This window comes from Parabacteroides sp. PFB2-10 (assembly GCF_029893085.1).
Classification (GTDB): domain Bacteria; phylum Bacteroidota; class Bacteroidia; order Bacteroidales; family Tannerellaceae; genus QVMG01.
On sequence record NZ_JARXWI010000021.1, the window covers coordinates 1 to 19907 of the forward strand.

Here is a 19907-nt window from a genome sequence, read left to right on the forward strand (position 1 = left end):
AAAACTAATTTCAAAAATATCAAAGAACGAAGCGGTTCAAGTGAACCAAATTTATTTAATTTTTAATCGTCCATTTTTTAGTGGACAGTAGTGAAAATGTGTTTCTGGTTTTAGATTATGTTTTGGCTTGTTGATAGCTGTCTTTGTCGGTTGAATTATCCTTCAGATCCAACACAATGACAAACGGTTGATCGGATGTGTATTTCTCCGGGATGGAGATATAGAAGATCCGCTCGTTTTGTTTGTTGCGTCCGCCGTCGATGATAGGCATCTCCTTTTGGCCATCCAGAAAGTAAGCCTTCTCGGGAATGGATCCGCCACGCGGGAAGACTGTTTTTAGCTTTTTGCTGATGGAAGGGTTAAAGACAAGCATATAGACTTTATTGCCCTTCTGGGTGTAATAGCCCCAACCTTGCTTTTCGAGGCCTGCATGCCCGGCGCCATAGATTGCTTCGTAGTTAATCTTCATCCATTCGCCAATCTCTTTCGCCAAGAGAGTCTCTTCGGGGCGGATATTTCCTTTCCCGTCGGGACCGAAGTTTAAGACAAAGTTGCCATCCATCGATACGGAATGAGCCATCATCTCGATCAAATCGTAGGATGTCTTCACATAGCCCTTCCAATCGGAATGGTATCCCCATTGATTTTCCGGTACGGTCATCACACAATCCCAATCGACCCCGTTCAGGTCCGCCATGCTTTTAGGCAGGTCACGTTCCCAGGTCTGGTCGTAATCGTCGATCAGGTCGCCATTGGTGTCGTAATGGCGCTTGCCATTCTCGTCGGCGCGGAAGCGACTACCGATCACTAAGCCGGGTTTCATAGCCCGAAGCTCTTTCCCCAGTTCATCGACCCAGGCTGCCTCTTCGATCCAGGCCTTATCCCAGGAGCCATCGAACCATAAACCTTTTACCGTGGGGTAGTTGGTCAGAAGTTCTTTTAATTGATTGGCGGTGAAGGTAAGGAACTGCCCATAGTTGTCTTTGTCGTGCTTTGTTAAGGGAGCGGCCGAGCGATAGCCCGGATGATTCCAGTCGATAATAGAAAAGTAAAGATGCACATCGATCCCCTCCGCATTGTAGGCATCGACGATCTCTTTGACGATATCCTTTTTGTAGGGACTGTTAGCGATGGTATAATCGGTGTATTTGCTTGGCCAAAGACAGAAACCATCATGGTGTTTGGTAGTAAAGATCAAGTATTTCACCCCCATCTCTTTGGCCATCTTAGCCCATGCTTTCGCATCAAAGCTGGTTGGGTTAAACTCTTTGTAGAGATTGTCGTAAGCCTCTTTGGGCATCTCTTTCCAGGAACGGATCCATTCGGCTGCCCCCGTATAGAATTTGCCCTCCCAATGGCCACCGGGAATGGCATATACACCCCAATGGATAAACTGCCCCAGGCCATGTTCGCGCCATTGTTGCATATCCGCATCCACACGTTTTCCGATACGGTGCGCCCCATGTTCCAACGCCGTGGAGGCACGACGCTGCTGGGCAAAGCTATCTGCGGTTCCCCAGATAAACAGGGAAGCGATTAATAATAAGAAATATCTCTTTTTCATTCAGATGTGTGTTATGATATTATTTTACAAGTTGATACATTTCACAGGCAGCCATCAGGAAGGCGCCGGTGCCATAGAGTTCGGTCATATCCCGGGTTACTTTGCGCGGATCGGCGCCCACCGGTTGCACCCAACCCAGTTTGCCGTCGCTCTCAACAGCGGCAGTCAATGCCTTCCAGCCTTTTTCGACCACAGGCAAATAGGCCTCTGCCGAAAGATATCCGTTGTTTATGCCATAGGCCAGTCCATAGACGATGAAACCCGTGGCGCTTGTTTCCGGTGACGGATAGCTATCGGGATCCAACAGACTGGCATGCCAGTATCCGTCGGGGCATTGCAATTCGGCCAGGCGGGTAGCCAGTTTAACGAACAATTCTTCATAAAATGGGCGGTAGGTCATGTCGGCGGCAGGCAGTGTTTTCAATATCTCCGCCAGGCCTCCGATGACCCAGCCGTTGCCTCGTCCCCAAAATACCTTTTGACCATTCGCCTCTTGTTGATTAAAATAGCGGCTGTCGCGGAAAAAGAGTCCCTCTTTCACATCAAAAAGATGATAATAGGTCGCTTTAAACTCTCTGTCGGCAAAGGCCATGTATTTATCATCACCCGTAAAAGCATACAGGCGGCTATAAACCGGAGGCGCCATAAACAGCGCATCGCACCACGACCAGCGTTCATAGGTCGAGGGTTGAGCATAATCAATATTCAAACTGCCCAGCGAAGGGTGTTCGATCACCCAGTCGATCCGTGCCAAGGTCGGGAGAATCATCTTCTCTTCTCCGAATTTATGGAACATATCGATATAGGTTTGCGACACACAGATGTCGTCTGCATGATACATCCGGTCGTCGACCTGCCAGTATTGACGATTGAAAACTTTCTTCAACCAATCGAAATAGGGTTCATCGCCGGATAATTCCGCCCAGTCGAACATGCCAAGATAGAGCGCTCCGGCAATCCAACCCTTGGGATCATTTTTGCCATAACGGTTTTCGGCGAAGTGTTCGATTTGCCAATCGGCCACTTTGCGGGCTATTTCTTTTATCTCTTCCTGCCGGGGATTGGGTGTCTGCACAGCTTGCTGCCCGGAAGTGAAAGGAGCAGCCGTTCCCTTTAGGGCCGGAAAGAGAAGAGTGATAGTCAGTAAATAAATGGAAAACAATCTTTGATTCATAAAAAACAGTTTATTTAATGAAGTATAGAGAGGGGACTATCTCTGTGACAGGAATAGTCCCCTTCTGACAAAATAACGAGTTTTTTTAATCTATTTTAGATACAAGGCCCAAAAACAGAATTAATATCCCGGGTTCTGCGGGAACTCAGCTCCTGTATTCGAATCGATAATGGTCTGCGGGATCGGCCACAGGGCATGATGGTCGTCCATGTTCTGCGTTTTGGTGTTATACTTCAACGTGCGTTCTTTTAACTTTCCAAAACGAACCAGGGTGAAGCGACGCAATTCTTCTCCCAACAACTCACGGATGCGTTCGTCGAGCAGGAAGTCTACAGTTGCTTCTGCGGCAGTGATCGGCGTTGCTCCGGCACGTTCGCGCACCACATTGATGGCGGCTGCGGCGTCGGCAGTCTTACCCTGACGGATCAATGCTTCGGCAAGGAGCAGATAGGTTTCAGACAAACGGATTTTCGTACGGTCTTTGTTTGAACCCGAATAAGCCAGGTCGTCCACTTTTCCGTAGAAGAATTTAGTAGGAGCAGGATACAACTGACCCGTATTCCATCTTGTTTCTGTTATTTCAGCCAATTCGCCTTTCTTATCAGATTTCTCGTTGTTATAATACCAGTCGCGTTTGATATTATAAGGAGAGTTACGCATATCGTTCGGAGCCAGGAATTCATCGTTTTCGATCCACCATTTGAGCGGAACAATCTGTGCCAGTCCTCTACCGCCCATAGAATCAGCCAGGGCAAAGTCGGCAATTTCCCAGTATTTCGGTACCCAGGCACGGCGTGACCAGTCATCATTGGCGCCACCACCACCGGTTGTTTTGTATTCATACGGCATGATCCAGATGGTTTCTTTGTTGCCGTTCGGTCTACGCTGGTTGTATTCGATGAACAGGTCAGAGAAAGCATCACCCGGTTTGTCTTTAGCCACCCCGAAACGATCTTTCATCAGGCTGAATTGACCGCTGTTGATCACATTCTTAGCCGATGCTTCTGCTTCTGTATTCTTGCCTGCCAACAGATAAACTTCTGTCAAGATATGTTCCGCAGCCCATTTGGTCAGACGGCCGGCTACTACCTTATCGGGATCACCCGGCAGGTTGGCCACAGCAAACTTCAGGTCTTCAATCATTTTATCCAACACTTCTGCTTTGGGTGTCCGTGTGTAGTCGAGACGGAAATTCGGTTCGATTTTGTCTACATAGGGAACATCGCCATAGAGATATACCAGATAACGATAGGCATAGGCACGGAAGAAACGAGCTTCCGCCTGATAAAAGGCTTTGTCGCCTGCGTTATCCCATTTCACGCCATCCTTTTCGGAATAGGTCAGGATCTCATTCGCAGAAGCGATCATGCCGTACGCATAGTTCCAATAAGAGGTAACGAAGGTAGTACTCGGCGTATAAGAAAGATTCTCGAAAGGCATTAACGAGCCATCTTTATGGCCGGCAAAAACAATATCGGTACCGATCTGTAACGCTTCGTAAGGACAAGCCTGTCCGTGTGAGGCAAACGCTCCGCCCCAAGTATTGAACTCAGAACGCGCCAGGCCGTACAACCCTGTGACACCTACTTCAAACCCATAACTGGAGGTATAGGTATTACTCGGAGCCAGGGAACTTTTCAACTCTTCATCCAGGAAGCCAGAGCATCCTGTATTCAGTAATAATAAAGCTGTAGCAGCTAAAGCAAATATTTTTTTCATGTTATTTATCTGTTTTAATTTAGAAAGTAAGATTTAAACCTAAGATGTAAGAACGGGCAGAAGGATAGGTCGTGATCATATTACGGTATGTTCCGTCGATATCATTCGTGCCATAGTTCAAGACATGTTTCACATTGCTAAATGTATAGAGGTTGTTTACACTTACATTGACACCCAATCCGGCTATACCGATCTTGTTCAGGAAGTTCTTGTCGAACGTATAACCCACCGTAATGTTCTTGATCTGCACATAATTCATTTTCTTATAATAGGTGTGCTTGTCGTAAGGAACATAAGCCGGTGAAGACATCTCGTTTGTCGGGTTCTCCGGTGTCCAGTAGTTCATGCCGCTGATGTAGTTGAAACGAGGCATCCAACGGTCCATGTTCATTTCATGCAGTTCTTTCCATTGCCCGAATACACCATTCAATTGGAAAGAGGCATAGAGTCTTTTATAGCTAAACTGGTTACCCATGGAGAGCAGGAAGCTCGGCAGTTTAGAACCGATCACCACCTTGTCGGCAGCAGAGATAATACCATCAGGTTCTCCATCCTTACCACCCGCGATATCGGCCAATTTAGAAGATCCGGGAACCGCTCCCTTCTGTTGTTTGGCAGCCTGTTCTTCTTCTCCGATTTGCCAGGTTCCGATCACTTTATAGTCATAGAACGCGCGCAAAGGTTTACCGATAAACCATTTGTTAGTGATATCGTCTTTTCCGTCGCCGCGGAGTTCAATGATCTTGTCGCGGTTAAGCGAGAAGTTTACGTTTGTTGACCATTCGAAGTCGTTGGTTTGTACGTTGATCGTATTCAATGCGATTTCGATACCGGTATTTCTTGTCTGACCGATGTTGTCCATAATGGTACGGTAACCGTTCATGATAGGCACAGTGCGGCTCATCAACAGGTCTTTGGTGTTAACAACATAAAAGTCAACATTCCCTGAAATACGACCGTAGTAAAGGCTGAAGTCAACCCCTGCATTGAAGGTATAAGATGTTTCCCATTTCAGGTTCGGGTTACCCACACCGTTTGAAGGAATATACACCCCATTTACAATCGAACCATCGCCCCAGGTATATTTCGCCAGGCTCAGGCGGTTCAATGTCTGATAAGCATTGATGGCCTGGTTACCATTGGCACCGTAAGAGGCACGTATTTTCAACATATCGACAGCCGATACTTCAAAGAAATCTTCGGATGAAAGATTCCATGCCAATGCGGCAGAGGGGAAGAAGGCATATTTGTTGTTGGCGCCAAAAGCGGAATAACCGTCGGAACGAGCCGTCAGGGTCACCATATATTTATTGGCATACGAATAGTTCACACGTCCCATGTAAGAGAGCAATGCTGTTTCCGTAATTTTAGAGGTAACGGTCTGGTTCTTTTCGCCACCTGCCATATTATGGTAGCCAGCATCGTCGTTTACGAAGCTTTCAGCCTTTTGCTCTGCTTCACGCTGGCTGGTTTCCTGCATACTGAAGAGGGCTGTTGCATCGATCTTATGCTTGCCAAACGTATTGGTATACTTCAGGATGTTTTCCCAGGTATAATCATAATAATGCGTGTTGCTGATGCTTGCCGATCCGCCAGCCAGCTTTCCGGTTCTTGTGTCGCGTCCGTAATAGGTACCCGTAAACGAGTTGCGGTAGTTATACCCGAAGTTGGTACGGAAAGTAAGTCCTTTCACAGGCAGCAATACATCCGCGAAGGTAGATACAAAGATATTCCGGCGTGTCTTGTCCTGTTCGGCGTTGATATTAGCCAACGGATGGGCAAACAAGGTTTCATCCATCGGGAACTCATAGTATCCGCCATTCTCGTCGCGGTCGATTCCGTACGGACTCATCTTCAGTCCGTTTTCAAAGCTTGGAGCGATACCGCCCGTTTCGGTTTGAGTCGCTTGCGTACCCATACCCACGGTCAGCCACTTATTCAGAATCTGTGTAATATTCAATGTGATATTCGTACGTTCCATACCGGTGTTCACGGCAATCCCGTCTTCACTTGTATGAGAGATAGAAGCCATGTAGGTAGTGAAATCAGTACCTCCCGACACGCTCAACTGATGGCTGTGCGTCAGTGCGTTGCGGAACATCAGGTCCTGCCAGTCGGTTTCGATGCCGGCTTTATAGTTATCCAACTCACTCGGGTTAAGCACATTCAGCGGATTCAACTGATCGCCAGAGAGTCCGTTTTTCAATCGTTTGTAGTCCTGCACATAGGTCACATACTCCGGTCCTTTCATCACGTCTAAGCGACGTTCAGGCTGTGACATACCGATTTTCCCTTTATAGGCTACAGACGGCGTTCCTTTTTTCCCTTTTTTCGTCTGGATCAGGATCACCCCGTTCGAACCACGTGAACCGTAGATAGCCGCAGCCGAGGCATCTTTCAAGACACTCAAGGTTTCAATAATATCCGGATCGATATCGCCCAACGAACCGTTGTAAGGAATACCATCCAATACGATCAGCGGTGAGTTGTTGGCAGAAAGCGAGTTCTCACCGCGTACGCGGATTGTCTGGCTGTCGCCCGGACGTGCCGTCGTGGCCGTAATGTTCAAACCGGGCACTTGTCCGGCCAACTTATCCAACAGGTTGTTGGTCGATACTCTTTCCAGTTTGCTGGCATCCACCGCCACAATCCCCCCTGTCAGGTCGGACTTGCGCTGTGAACCATACCCGATAACAACAACGTCTTCCAGTCCTACGGCGTCTTCCTGCAATACAATATTGAAGGTACGTTCAGCACCCACTTTAAAAGATTGCGCAATAAAACCAATGTAAGATACTGTGATGGTCGCGTTCTGCGGCACTTCAAAGGCAAAATTGCCATCATAGTCGGTAATGGTTCCGGTGGTGGTTCCTTCAACAAAAACATTGGCGCCGATAACAGGTTCTTTATCAGAGCCAGAGATAATGTTACCAGAGATCTGGACGTTTTGTCCCCAGGCGTTTACAGAAACAAAAGCAAAAAGAATTAGTAAGGTCGAAAGAAACTTTGTCTTTCTTTTTTCTACACTCCCGGCTGGAGGTAGGTTTTCGCAAAGATGCTTTTTCATGCTTTTTGAATTTAATGTTTGACAAATATTAAATGAGTTTTTTTGCAAATAAACCTAAATAGACCTCCGTGCGCGGACACGATCGTCTCATTTGGGAGAATATTTGTCTCAAAGCATGAAAAAATGCAATTTTTATGAAGTAAAATTAACAATTCGATCAGCGAGCATTTTTTGACCGAATAGGTTACAAACAAGAGAGGCCTTGAAGCTGTTGGGGTGTATCTATGTTAAAACGAAAAGTTACTTTGTATAGCTTATTCCAGCCTTAACAAATGTTAATATTCCCGCTTTCAACGAAACCCCCAATTTACGATTTGTAATTTCGGCGGGACTTTGCGCGCAAAAAAGCGGGACTTTGTAGACAAACCCCCGGGAGAAACACTTTTTAACGTATGGATTTGTAAGTAAAACGCCCGTTTTGCTTACAATCGCGATTTTAACATTTCTCTATTCGTTCTTTCTGTATTTCTCCTGATACTCGGAGGGAGACAAGCCGTAGAGCGCTTTAAAATTTTTGGCGAAATAGGAGCGGCTGCTGAATCCAACCTTCTGAGCAACCTCCGATATGTTCATGTCGGCTTCTTTGAGTAGTTGCGCGCCGACTTCAAGTCGGATATTGCGTATCAGGTCGATGGGAGAAAGACCGGTGGCTGCTTTTACTTTTCGGTAGAAGTTTGCCCGACTCAAGCCCAACGACTCGTATATCATGGATATATCTAATTCCTGATTGGAGATATTGGCTTTCACAAAATCGACATATTGGCTGAGGAAGCTGCCCTTGTCGGTCGCCGTGTCGATCTTTATAGTGGCCAGGGTGTTCGATTGGGTTGGCTTCTCTTCATGAAGATGGCGGTTTTTCAACAGGTTCTTGATCCTTGCTTTCACCAGTGTTATCTGGAAGGGTTTGACGATATAGTCGTCGGCTCCGGCCTCGAGTCCCTCTTCAATCTGGGCTATCATCGATTTGCCCGTCAACAGGATCACCGGGATCTGCTGGTAGGGATCGGTTGTTTTTATATATTTACACAGCTCTATCCCGCTCATTTCAGGCATAACCACGTCGCTGATCACCATATCCGGCATTTTTTCCAATGCCGTAAGCGCCTCTTTTCCGTTGGTCGCCAGGATAACTTTGTAATCATCTTCCAGTTGATGCTTCATGTACTCAATGATTTCCGGATCGTCGTCGGCCAGCAACACCGACTGTTTCTGCATCGTTTCCACCTTATCGAGCAACAGATTGATCTTCTTCTGCGTCTCAGGGTTCGATTGGGGAGCGATCAGTTCCTCTTTAAGCGGGGAACTTTGATTATCCGTATCGGGCAACAGAATAATAAAGCGGCTCCCCTGGCTTCCCGAGCTATCGGCCCAGATATAGCCTTCGTGCTGATTGATGATCGACCGGGTCAGGCTCAGTCCGATACCTGTGCCCGGTGATTGCTGATGCAGGTCGTCTTTGAAGCGGTAGAAGGGTTCGAATATTTTCTTTCCCTCTTCTTGTGTAAAGCCTTTGCCGGTGTCGATCACCTCTACCAACAGATAGTCGTTCCGGCCGATCTCCTCTCCGATTGTCTCACGGCCAGGCGGAACAACCGGATTGTCCAGCTGGCTTGTCCGGGAAATACGCAGGCAGACGCTTTCATCGGAAGGGGTGAATTTGAAGGCGTTCGACAATAGATTATAAAACACTTTCTCTATTTCGGCTTCGTCATAGGTGACATAATATATATCGGGGAGGTGGTTCTCCAACAGGAAGGTTATGTTTCTCTTGTTGGCTACGCTTTCAAACGAGAGGTATATTTCACGCACAAAAGCGGAGAAGTTGAATTTTTTCTTGTTGAGCACCGTTTTCCCTGCTTCATACTTTTGTATGTCCATCAGGTTGTTCACCAGGTGGAGCATCCTTTTGCTGTTTTTATTCATCAGGTTCAACGATTGCTTTACCTCCGTCGAAAAGGAGATGTATTGCAAGAGATCTTCCAATGGGTTGATGATGAGTGTCAGCGGTGTTCGAAGCTCATGCGCGAAGTTCGTAAACATGCGGATGCGTTCTTCATTCAACTCTTTCATTCTATCCTGTTCCTTTTGTTTGAAACGCATTTCACGTTCGCGCTCATGCTTCCGGTGCTGATATTGATAGATTAATATGGCAGTAATCAATAAAATCAAGGCGTATAGACTATAGGCCCACCAACTCCTGTAGAAAGGTGGCTTCACTAAAATATGCAAAACGGTTTCATGCGGATTCCATATCCCGTCATTATTGGAAGCCCGGACACGGAAGATATAGTTGCCCGACCGGAGTTTGCTGTAATAGGCCTCCCGTCGGTTGCCGACCATGTGCCAGTCGTCGTCCGCTCCTTCCAGTTTATACATGTATTGGTTGCTTTCCGGATGTATGTAGTTCAAGGCGGAATAGGTAATGGCTATGTTGTTTTGCCTGGCATTCAGGGTGATGGAATAGTCGGTCGGGTAGTTGGCTTTCGGATTGGTTCTCTTCAGTTGATGAATGATGTCCTCATGGTTATTGGTAACTAAGGAGGTAATATATAATGGCGGAATGGTCGGATTCTGTTTGATCTGTTGCGGATTGAAGGCCAATATGCCCTTGCTTGCCGGGAAATAGATGGTACCGTTGGAGGAGACCGAGCCGGCATGGATGGTAAACTCCTGCGTGGGCACCGTGGCTGACTTAACGGGGTAGAACAGATCGTCGTTCCTGTTTAACCGAAAGATATCACTCCCACTGGCCACCCAAAGCTCCCGGTTGTTGTCTAATACGAGTGAGGTGATATTGCTGCTCGTGAGCCCCTCTTCCCGTTGATAGTGTTTTACGAAGGAGAACTGCCGGTCTAATTTGAATAAACCTCCCTTTGTCGTGGCTATCCATATCATGCCGGAGTCCTGGATGATGGAGGATATGATGCCCAGTCGGTCGTACTTGCCTAACGGCGGAAGCTTTTCGTTCAGTGTTTCAACGGTTTGCCGCTTTCTGTCATACCGAAAAATCTCTCCCCGGAAGGTGCCGAAGAGGAATACCTCGGGCTGCAACTCCAGGATGGTGGTCACATAAGGGAACGATCGCTTGTCGCCGTTTGCCTCAAATTCATTTATTATTCGTCCCTTCCGGTCGATCATCACCAGGTTGCTGGTGTTGCTTGTCGGGATCCACAGGTTTTTTTGGTTGTCGACATACAGGGTGAAGATATCATTCTCTTTCGAATCGAAAAGAAGGCTGTATTTTCCTGTGCGCATTGAGAAGGAATAGACGGAACCAAAGTGCGTGCCGCAGTAAATTGTCTCGTCTTCAATCCATATCGATTTAATGATATTCAGTTCATAGTTTCCCTCTTCCGGGTCGGTGATCGGGAAGAGTTTTTGTTTTCGTGTGCGGGGATCATAGAACAATAATCCGGCGCCTTCGGTGGCAAACCACATATTTCCGTTTTTATCTTCCTGCCCTAACCCCATAATACCCGCATATTCATCGGGGGTTATATAATAGATAGATTTGTGGTATGCGCTGTAGTAATTGATGCCTGCCGAGTAGGTACCGATCCAGAGTGTCTGGTCTTTGTCGACAAGCATGGAGTGGATAGAGTAATGACTCAACCCGCCCTGCCCTTCGATATTCATATAAACAGATGAAATCCGGTCGTTGGTGCGATCGAATATGTACAATCCGCTGAAGGTTCCTATCAATAGCGAATCCGGATTCAGGAACACAAGCGAACGCACCCGGTCGTTGCCCAAGCCGGAGTTTTGCTTTGTGTAGTGCGTGAATGTTTTGGTTTCCCGGTGATACCGGCATAGTCCATCCTCTTCGCTTGCCAGCCAAATGTATTCCCGGTCGAAGCAGATCTGGGTGATATAGTTGGCCGGTAGCGAGGTGTTGTTGCCTGCCTCCGGCAGCCATTGCTCGCGCAACTGCCAGTCTTTCGTATAGACGAAAACCCCTTCCGCGCTTGTTCCGATATAAATATCTCCGTTGGCGTCCTGCGAAACGGAGGATATCGACGAGGTTATCTCCGGCAGGTGCATAAAGTAATCGGCTGTTTGGTCGGAACTGCATCGATAAATATGGGAATAGGAAAAGATATAAAGCTCTCCATCGGCATGCGAAAGAAGGTGACTGGTCGCTTTATACGGATTCTCCGGGTGGATATCCGAAGGAAGGAAGCGGGTGATCTGCCCGGAAACATAGTCGATGCAGTTAAAGCCATAGGTAGTTGCCACCCATATATTCTTATTCCTGTCTTGCGCAATGGCCTGGATATAGCTGTCGGATAACGAAAGAGAATCATTCACCTCATTGCGATACACTTTGAATTCGTAGCCATTGTATTTGTTCAATCCGTCGCGGGTACCAAACCAAAGGTATCCGTCTGCGTCCTGAAAGATGCGCCTGACCGATACTTGCGACAACCCATGTTCGACTCCCAGATGAGAAAAAAAGAAATTTATGCTTCCCCACATAGGAAAGCTACACAATAGGAAAAGGGATAGGTAGTAAAACTTACATTGCTTACCCATATTATTTTAGATCAGATTGGCATTCTGATTACAAAGATAGTGAATATGAGATAATTCTATCCTGTTTTGAGATGTTTTTATCCGCAAATAATGGCTCGAACGGGTAGTTTTGTCTCAGAAAATATCTAAATGTCAATACTATGATCAAACGAATGATTTTTTATTTCCTTACAGGACTTTTCTGTATTACAACTCTTTCCGCCCAGGGGCGTGTGGTCGAACCATTCAATAACGGATGGTCGTTTAAGAAGGCGCCCGCAACGACCGAGTTGAGTGTAAACGCCCGAACATGGGATGCCGGATGGCAAGCGGTGGAACTGCCACACACCTGGAACGCCAAAGACATGCAGGTGGTAGCAGCCAATTTCTATGAAGGAGCCGGCTATTATAAGAAGATGTACACACTTCCTGAAGCGATGGAAGGGAAACGCCTGTTTCTGCACTTTGAAGGCGTCGGAGCCTGTGCGGAAGTGTATGTAAACGGCGAACTGGCAACTGCCCACAAAGGCGGCTATTCCGCTTTTGCCTGCGAGATCACCAAACTGCTTAAGGCGGGAGAAGAGAATGAGATTATGGTGAAGGCCGATAATAAAGCGCGCCCCGATGTGATTCCGGTTAATCACCACCTGTTTGGTGTCTATGGCGGGATCTATCGTCCGGTCTGGCTGGTGGCTACCGATCCCTATGCGATCTGTGTAACCGACCATGCCTCTTCGGGTGTCTATATCACGCAAAAGAATGTATCGCGCAAGCAGGCAGAGGTTGAGGTGAAGGTCAAACTCGATAACGGCAGTCTGCAACCGGCACCCGTTACATTGAAAAACACAATCTACGACCAATCGGGCAAATTGATCAAAACGCACAGCCAGTCTTTTGATCTCTCTCCACAAGGCATTCGCAGCTTTACCTCTTCATTTACTATCAAGCATCCGCATCTCTGGCATGGGCGTAAAGATCCTTATCTCTATAAGGTGGTTAGCCAGCTGATTCAGGAAGGAAAAGTGATCGACGAAGTGGTTGAACCGCTGGGACTCCGCCATTACGAAGCCAGAGCAGGCGAAGGATTCTTCCTGAACGGTGAGAAATATCCTATGTATGGTGTGTGTCGCCATCAGGATTGGTGGGGATTAGGCAGCGCTTTGCAAAACGAACACCATGATGCCGACCTGGCAACGATTATGGATCTGGGTGCAACCACCGTACGCTTTGCCCACTATCAGCAGTCGAGCTATCTCTATTCCCGCTGTGATACCTTGGGATTGATCATCTGGGCGGAAATACCTTTTGTGAACCGTGTCACCGGACAGGAGGCCGAGAATGCACGGAATCAGTTGCGTGAGATGATTCGTCAGAACTTCAACCACCCCTCTATCTATGTGTGGGGATTGCACAACGAGGTGTATCGTCCGCATGAATACACCCGCGAGTTGACCCAATCGCTTCACGACCTGGCCAAAACAGAAGACCCCGATCGCTATACCGTTTCGGTCAATGGCTACGGACATATGGAGCATCCGGTCAATATGGTGGCTGATATACAAGGCATGAACCGCTATTTTGGCTGGTATGAAAAACAGTTGCAGGATATCGAACCCTGGGTAGAAGGCCTGGAAAAGAACTATCCGCATCAGAAACTGATGCTTACGGAATATGGGGCGGATGCCAATATCGCCCACCAAACGGAATACCTGGGCGAATCGCTTAACTGGACCAAAGAGTTTTATCCCGAGACCTTCCAAACCAAAACGCACGAATACCATTGGAGTGTGATAGCAAACCACCCCTACATCCTGGCCTCTTATCTATGGAATACGTTCGACTTCGCCGTGCCCATGTGGGAACGTGGAGGAGTACCTGCCCGCAATATGAAAGGGTTGGTCACCTTCGATCGCAAGATAAAGAAAGATTCCTATTTCTGGTATAAAGCGAACTGGAGCGAAGAACCGGTGCTCTACCTGACACAACGCCGTAACCCCGACCGCGAGAAAAAGATCACTTCTGTCACGGTCTATTCCAATATCGGCACTCCTCAGGTCTACCTGAACGGGGTGGAACTGACGGGCATCCGACAGGGCTATACCGAGGTGCATTACGTTTTCGATGAAGTTACCCTGCACGATGGCGTGAATGTATTGAAAGCAGTGGTCACCCATAAGGGCGAGACCCATGAGGATCAGATCGAATGGAACTACAACGGTGAAAAGAAACGCGAAGCAGACACCTACTCGATCAAAGGCGAGCACTGGGGATTCTAACGTGCAGGGTAATTTGCTGTCAATTTAATAATCGCTTAGCAAGCGAAGCGCAAAGCAAAATGTCAATCGAAGATCGCTTAGCCGAAGGCGCAGAGCAAACAGCGATTCACGCTTTTTTCTCTATCGGAAGTATCTGTTTCTTGTAATAAATTCTTTATATTTACCCCGTTATCCAAAGAGAAACAACCCATACACGAAAAAAAATGAAGCATTTTTATTATATCCTGTTTACGCTGCTGGTTGCCGGTTCGGTAATGGCACAGAATAAGAACCAACTACAAAAAGATTCGCTTCGTCGGGTTATTCCACAGACGGAAGGAGTAGAGAAGCTGAAAAACTACAGGAGTTTAGTCACTTTGTATACGGCGGAAGTGCGTAATCCGCATGTATTGGATACGGCATGTGTGCTTCTGGATGAAATGAATGCCGAAGCAGAAAAAATGTCAAACACAGATTATCAGGTAATCAGCAGATACACGAAGCTCTTATTCCTGTCCAATGCCTATAAATATGATGAAGTGATCAAGCAGGCTCCTGCTATTTTGGATTTTATACGGAAACAGAAAAGTTGGAACTCATATTATCATTTGCATACTATATTAGTTTCCGCTTATCTGCGTATAGGCAAAACTGAACAAGCGCTTCAAACGGCACAGGAAATACATGAACAGGCCAAAGAGCAGAATCATGCAGGGGGAATGGCATATATGTTACGTTCTATGTCCAGCATTTATGCAAATCAAAGTCGATTGGAAGAATCAGAAAAATGCTTGAAAGAGTGTATTGAGCTAATACGGGATAGTGTCACCTATTCAGGTGTATTATCGGATATTTACATTAGCTTGATGAAAAATTATACAGTACAAAGGCGCTACGACGAAGCGCTGCGTACGGCCGAGGAAGCGACAGAAATTAATCGGCAATATGAGAAACAATCAGAAAGGGCACAACCGGGAGCATGGGCCAATTTGTACGATGCGTATACTAATATATATATGCAGACAGAGAAGTATGACCTGGCTGAGGTTTATCTGAATAAATATGATAGTATCACGGGGAGAAGCGATATTCGCTATAGCAAAATGGCCCAAATCCTTTACGGTAATAAGCAATACGACAAAGCGCTGGAAATGGTAGATAAAGCGATAGAGATCTCTCGCTCTCCACTACAAGACAAGGGTGTGAAACTAATGATCCTCATCGAAAAAGGAGAGGCGCGGGAAGGCTATCTTTTATTCAAGGATGTCGTTACCGAACTGGAGTCCACGCATAATAAAGAATACAACGCCCAAGTCGATGAGATCCGCACGCAATACGAAGTCGACCGCCATATCCTGGAAAAGGAACGCAACCGCAATTACGCCTATCTGGCGTTGATCGGCCTGGGACTGGCGTTGTTGGCATTGGGTATCTGGATTATTTACTCCCGCCGCCTGTTGGAAAAGAACCGTAACCTGGTACGTCGCCTGCGCGAACAGGACGAACTCGCCCGCCAGCTCGAAGAGGAACGCGCTTCCCTGTCCAAGCTACGACTCGACATAAAAGAGACAGATTTATTGCCCGGAGAAACACCTCTCCCCCCTCCTGCCGATCCGCTCTACGAGCGGCTGATCGAGTTGGTCAACGAACAGGTCTATACCGATCCCGAGCTGAATCGTGCCTCACTGGCTGTCCGGGCAGGAACCAACGAGCGCTACCTCAGCGACCTGATCAAACAGTACTTCAATCAAACCGTATCCAGTTATATCACAACCCACCGCCTGCGCCATGCCCGCCAGCTACTGGGCGATCCGAACACAGAATACACCATTGAGGCAATCGCGCTGGATTCAGGCTTCGGTAGCCGTACCAATTTCCACAAGCTATTCCGCAAAGCGTATGGCCTCTCTCCGTCGGAGTTCCGCCGGCTGGCATTGGAAGAAACGGCTCTTTCCTGAGAGTAAAAAAAGCATTTTTTCCAGATTTAGGACATTCTTTTCCAGATGTAAGACAAGTGTTATAATGCTTTTCTTCACTTTTGCTCCTATCAAAACAGATATGGAGATGAACGATTATTGTTGGATATATATTACACGGGATCCCCAAGCAGGAAACAAGCTGCAGGTGGCTATGGCTATCGATCTGCCTCAATTGCTACGCGAAAGCAGTGGACGGGAAGTAATCTATTACCGGCAGTTCAATACCACCCTCGACGCAATTGCCCATAAACTGCTGCTTATGAATGTAGAAAATGAGACGCTCTATTATATCATTCGGCAGATGAACCCGGCGATGCAGGACTTACGGAAAGACTTTGATACACTAACACTATATAATATATAAAAGAAAAGGAGTAAAGCTAACCCCAATTACATACTTATTTAAAAGTACTCCTTTAAACGCCCTCTTTCTTATATTACCTCCCCCGCTTTGGCGGGTGGAGGTAATTTGGCGCTCAGTGTCTCTCTTTAATGAAAGGCTTTATACCAGGTACTTAAAAAAAGAAAAAAAGAAATAGTTATTCGTTGATTTTCTTGATATGATAGAGTAGTTATTGTTTTATTCTTTACCTTTGCTTTCGTTTGATAAAATCTACTACTCAATAATATTACTCTAATTTAAACACCATGAAATCATGAAACAATCCCTATTTCTATCGTGGGCGCTCGCCCTGGTGACACTGTGTGCATTTACACAATGTAGTTCTACACAAAGCGATGCCGGTGGAAACATGGCCGTAATGGCTACCGCTACCATCTCCCGGCCGGATCTGACGGCAAACGGACAACTTATCGCCTCTTTAAACGATGGTATAACAAACATCGAAACTGGCCCAACAAGAATGCGACAGGGGCAGACGACACCTCCATTGCAGGATCAATGGGTTGAGTACGAATGGGCGCAACCTGTTAAGACAAGCGAAATCGAAGTGTTCTGGTGGAACTGGGAAGGAACGATCACGCTTCCCAAAGCTTATCGGATAAGCTATTGGAACGGAACGGAATTTGTTCCAGTGAGCAATGCCGAAGGGCTAGGCCTTACGGTTGCGGAATACAACAAAACGACCTTCGACGAAGTGGAAACAACCAAGCTACGCTTGGAAGCCGATGCGGCTCAACAGCTACGAGCCTCTCTCCTGGAGTGGAAAGTAATCCAATCGCCGAACTCTCCCAACCTGTCTCCGATTGTAAAAACCAACGGCGACCGTACCGTGATGCGGGGTGGAACCACTTATCTGACGGCCAATATAACCTCTGTTTCTCCCGTTGAGAATACGAGTTGGACAAAGGTGTCAGGACCCGGAGCAGTGACCTTTACGGATAAAGATAAACTGAATGCGACGGCAGTATTCTCCGAAGTAGGTGAGTATGTATTGGCCTTCACTGCTAAAAAAGGGAAAGACAAGGTGACAACAAACCTACAGGTGACAGTTTCCGAACCTCCGGCAGAGGGACGTTTGGATGTTGTCTATACCAAAAACTATTCGATCGACAGCCCACTCTGGGACGACAGAGCCAAAGCGATGATCGTAAACTGGATACCCTGGTGTATCGATCAGTGTGAGAACTCAAGCCTATCCACCGGCGGATTGGATAACTTTATCGAAGCAGCCAAGGCGCTTAATGGCAAGCCTTACGCGGCCCATAAAGGCTATGTGTTCGCCAATGCCTGGGTACACCAGACCATCGAATCGATCTGTATTGCCTTGATGATCGACCCGAAAGGGGATAAAGAGATTATCGCCGCACAGGAAAAGATGAAAAAGACATTGGAGAAATGGATTCCGATCATTCTAGCGGCACAGGAACCCGACGGTTACCTGCAAACGGCCTATACATTGCGCGACCCCGAACGTTGGGAAAAGAGATGGGAAGACCGAAACAGAAGCGCCCACGAAGGGTATGTATCAGGATACTTCATCGAATCGGCCATCAATCACCATACACTCACCAACGGAACAGACCTGCGCCTCTACAACGCTGCCAAGAAACTGGCCGACTGCTGGGCGGATAATATCGGCCCCAACCCCGGACAGATCGTATGGTGGGATGAACATCAGGAAATGGAACAGGCCTTGGTGCGCTTCGGTCGCTTTGTGAATGATATGGAAGGCAACGGAAAGGGCGATCGCTACATTGCATTGGCCAAATTCCTTATGGACAGCCGTATGGGTGGCAACGAATACAGCCAATCACATGTGCCGGTACAACAGCAGTACGAAGCGGTGGGACATGCCGTGCGTGCGGTTTATCTCTATTCGGCTATGTCGGATATTGCTGCCGAAACACAGGATCCTGACTATCAGAGTGCGGTTATGTCGTTGTGGGATAATATGGTGAACAAGAAATATTATGTGACCGGTGGTGTTGGCAGCGGTGAAACCTCTGAAGGTTTCGGCCCGAACTACTCCCTGCGACATAATGCCTATTGTGAGTCGTGCTCGTCGTGTGCCCTGATTTTCTTCCAGCACAAACTAAATCTGGCCTATCACGATGCGAAATATGCCGATTTGTATGAAGAGACCATGTACAACGCCCTGTTAGGCTCGTTGGATATGGAAGCCAAAAAGTTCTATTACCCGAATCCGTTGAACTCCGTGACCGAAAGAACCCCATGGCATGGTTGTCCCTGTTGCGTGGGCAATATTCCCCGGACGCTGTTGATGATCCCGACATGGACTTATGTCACTTCGGAGAAAGGCCTCTACGTGAATCTGTTTGTTGGCAGTACGATCAACGTGGAAAGAGTGGTCGGAACGGATGTGGAAATGGTTCAGAAAACAGACTATCCCTGGGATGGAAAGGTATCTATCACCGTGAATCCGAAAGAAGAGAAAGAATTCACCCTCTTCGTACGCGTTCCGGATCGCAAGACCAGCGAACTGTATGACTCAGAACCGGCTCTCAGCGGCCTGTTATCCTTGTCTGTCAATGGCAAAGCGGTGACTCCTACTATCAATAAGGGCTATGCGGAAATCACAAAGAAGTGGAATAAAGGCGATAAAGTAGAGTTTGTTTTACCCATGGAAGTACAGAAGATCACGGCAGACGAAAAGATCGAAGCCACAAAAGGCCAGGTGGCCTTGCGCTACGGCCCGATGATCTATAACTTCGAAGAGGTAGACAATGGTGCCCACATCAACGAGGGACATCTCGGTACAGGCGTCCTGAAAGCGGAATGGGATCCGAATTTCTATAACGGCATGATGCTTATCAAAGGTACTTGGGCAGATGGCAAACCAATGGTTGCTATCCCCAACTTCGCTCGTATGAACAGGAATGAGCCGCGTGATCCGCAGATCCGCACCTCCAGATCCAATGTGTGGGTGAAGCAATAATCCGTTTCATAACGAACCTATATAACAGAGAGGCTATCCCAAACGTGGGATAGCCTCTCTTGTTCGTATAGCTACTTCCAGCCTTAACAATTCTTCTTTATTCTCTTCCGGCTTTCCGGCGGCTTGTTCAATCGCTTCTCCATGTTCCGGGCTCCCTCTTCTTCCGAGAGCCAATTGTCGCTTTGTTCAATCAGTAAGTCGCAATAACGCTTTGTCTTTTTGGCTAAAGAGATAATATCTTTTTTGTCGGGTTGCTTTGTTACCATAATTCATTGGTT

General features: G+C 47.2%; 10 protein-coding genes. 4 read left to right on the forward strand and 6 right to left on the reverse strand.

Annotation, left to right across the window (positions count from 1 at the left end; translation table 11 throughout):
• Positions 1-115 precede the first annotated feature (115 nt).
• From M2137_RS13505 to M2137_RS13525, 5 genes are all read right to left on the reverse strand, one after another.
• Positions 116-1564 (reverse strand): alpha-L-fucosidase, encoded by a 1449-nt coding sequence (locus tag M2137_RS13505; RefSeq protein ID WP_280766978.1) that lies wholly within the window; start codon positions 1562-1564, stop codon positions 116-118.
• A gap of 19 nt (positions 1565-1583) precedes the next feature.
• Positions 1584-2738, reverse strand: coding sequence for a glycoside hydrolase family 88 protein (locus M2137_RS13510; protein WP_280766979.1), 1155 nt, complete (start codon positions 2736-2738; stop codon positions 1584-1586).
• A gap of 120 nt (positions 2739-2858) precedes the next feature.
• A complete protein-coding gene (locus M2137_RS13515) occupies positions 2859-4457 on the reverse strand; it encodes a RagB/SusD family nutrient uptake outer membrane protein (RefSeq protein WP_280766980.1) in 1599 nt (532 codons plus the stop codon).
• A 19-nt stretch (positions 4458-4476) separates the two neighbouring features.
• On the reverse strand, positions 4477-7524 hold the full coding sequence (locus M2137_RS13520) for a TonB-dependent receptor (protein ID WP_280766981.1): 3048 nt from the start codon (positions 7522-7524) through the stop codon (positions 4477-4479).
• 447 nt (positions 7525-7971) lie between these two features.
• The gene (locus tag M2137_RS13525; protein WP_280766982.1) at positions 7972-12057 is read right to left on the reverse strand and encodes a hybrid sensor histidine kinase/response regulator transcription factor; all 4086 of its coding nucleotides are present in this window, start codon (positions 12055-12057) and stop codon (positions 7972-7974) included.
• 140 nt (positions 12058-12197) lie between these two features.
• Between M2137_RS13525 and M2137_RS13530 the strand changes: the two genes are divergently transcribed.
• From M2137_RS13530 to M2137_RS13545, 4 genes are all read left to right on the forward strand, one after another.
• A complete protein-coding gene (locus M2137_RS13530; protein ID WP_280766983.1) occupies positions 12198-14312 on the forward strand; it encodes a glycoside hydrolase family 2 TIM barrel-domain containing protein in 2115 nt (704 codons plus the stop codon).
• A 203-nt stretch (positions 14313-14515) separates the two neighbouring features.
• Positions 14516-16249, forward strand: a complete 1734-nt coding sequence (locus M2137_RS13535) for an AraC family transcriptional regulator (protein ID WP_280766984.1) — start codon at positions 14516-14518, stop codon at positions 16247-16249.
• A 106-nt stretch (positions 16250-16355) separates the two neighbouring features.
• The gene (locus tag M2137_RS13540; protein ID WP_280766985.1) at positions 16356-16634 is read left to right on the forward strand and encodes a hypothetical protein; all 279 of its coding nucleotides are present in this window, start codon (positions 16356-16358) and stop codon (positions 16632-16634) included.
• Positions 16635-16926: 292 nt separating this feature from the next.
• A complete protein-coding gene (locus tag M2137_RS13545; RefSeq protein ID WP_280766986.1) occupies positions 16927-19629 on the forward strand; it encodes a beta-L-arabinofuranosidase domain-containing protein in 2703 nt (900 codons plus the stop codon).
• Positions 19630-19712: 83 nt separating this feature from the next.
• On the opposite strand, the gene M2137_RS13550 is transcribed toward M2137_RS13545, so the two are convergent.
• Positions 19713-19895, reverse strand: coding sequence for a hypothetical protein (locus M2137_RS13550; RefSeq protein ID WP_280766987.1), 183 nt, complete (start codon positions 19893-19895; stop codon positions 19713-19715).
• Positions 19896-19907: the final 12 nt, after the last annotated feature.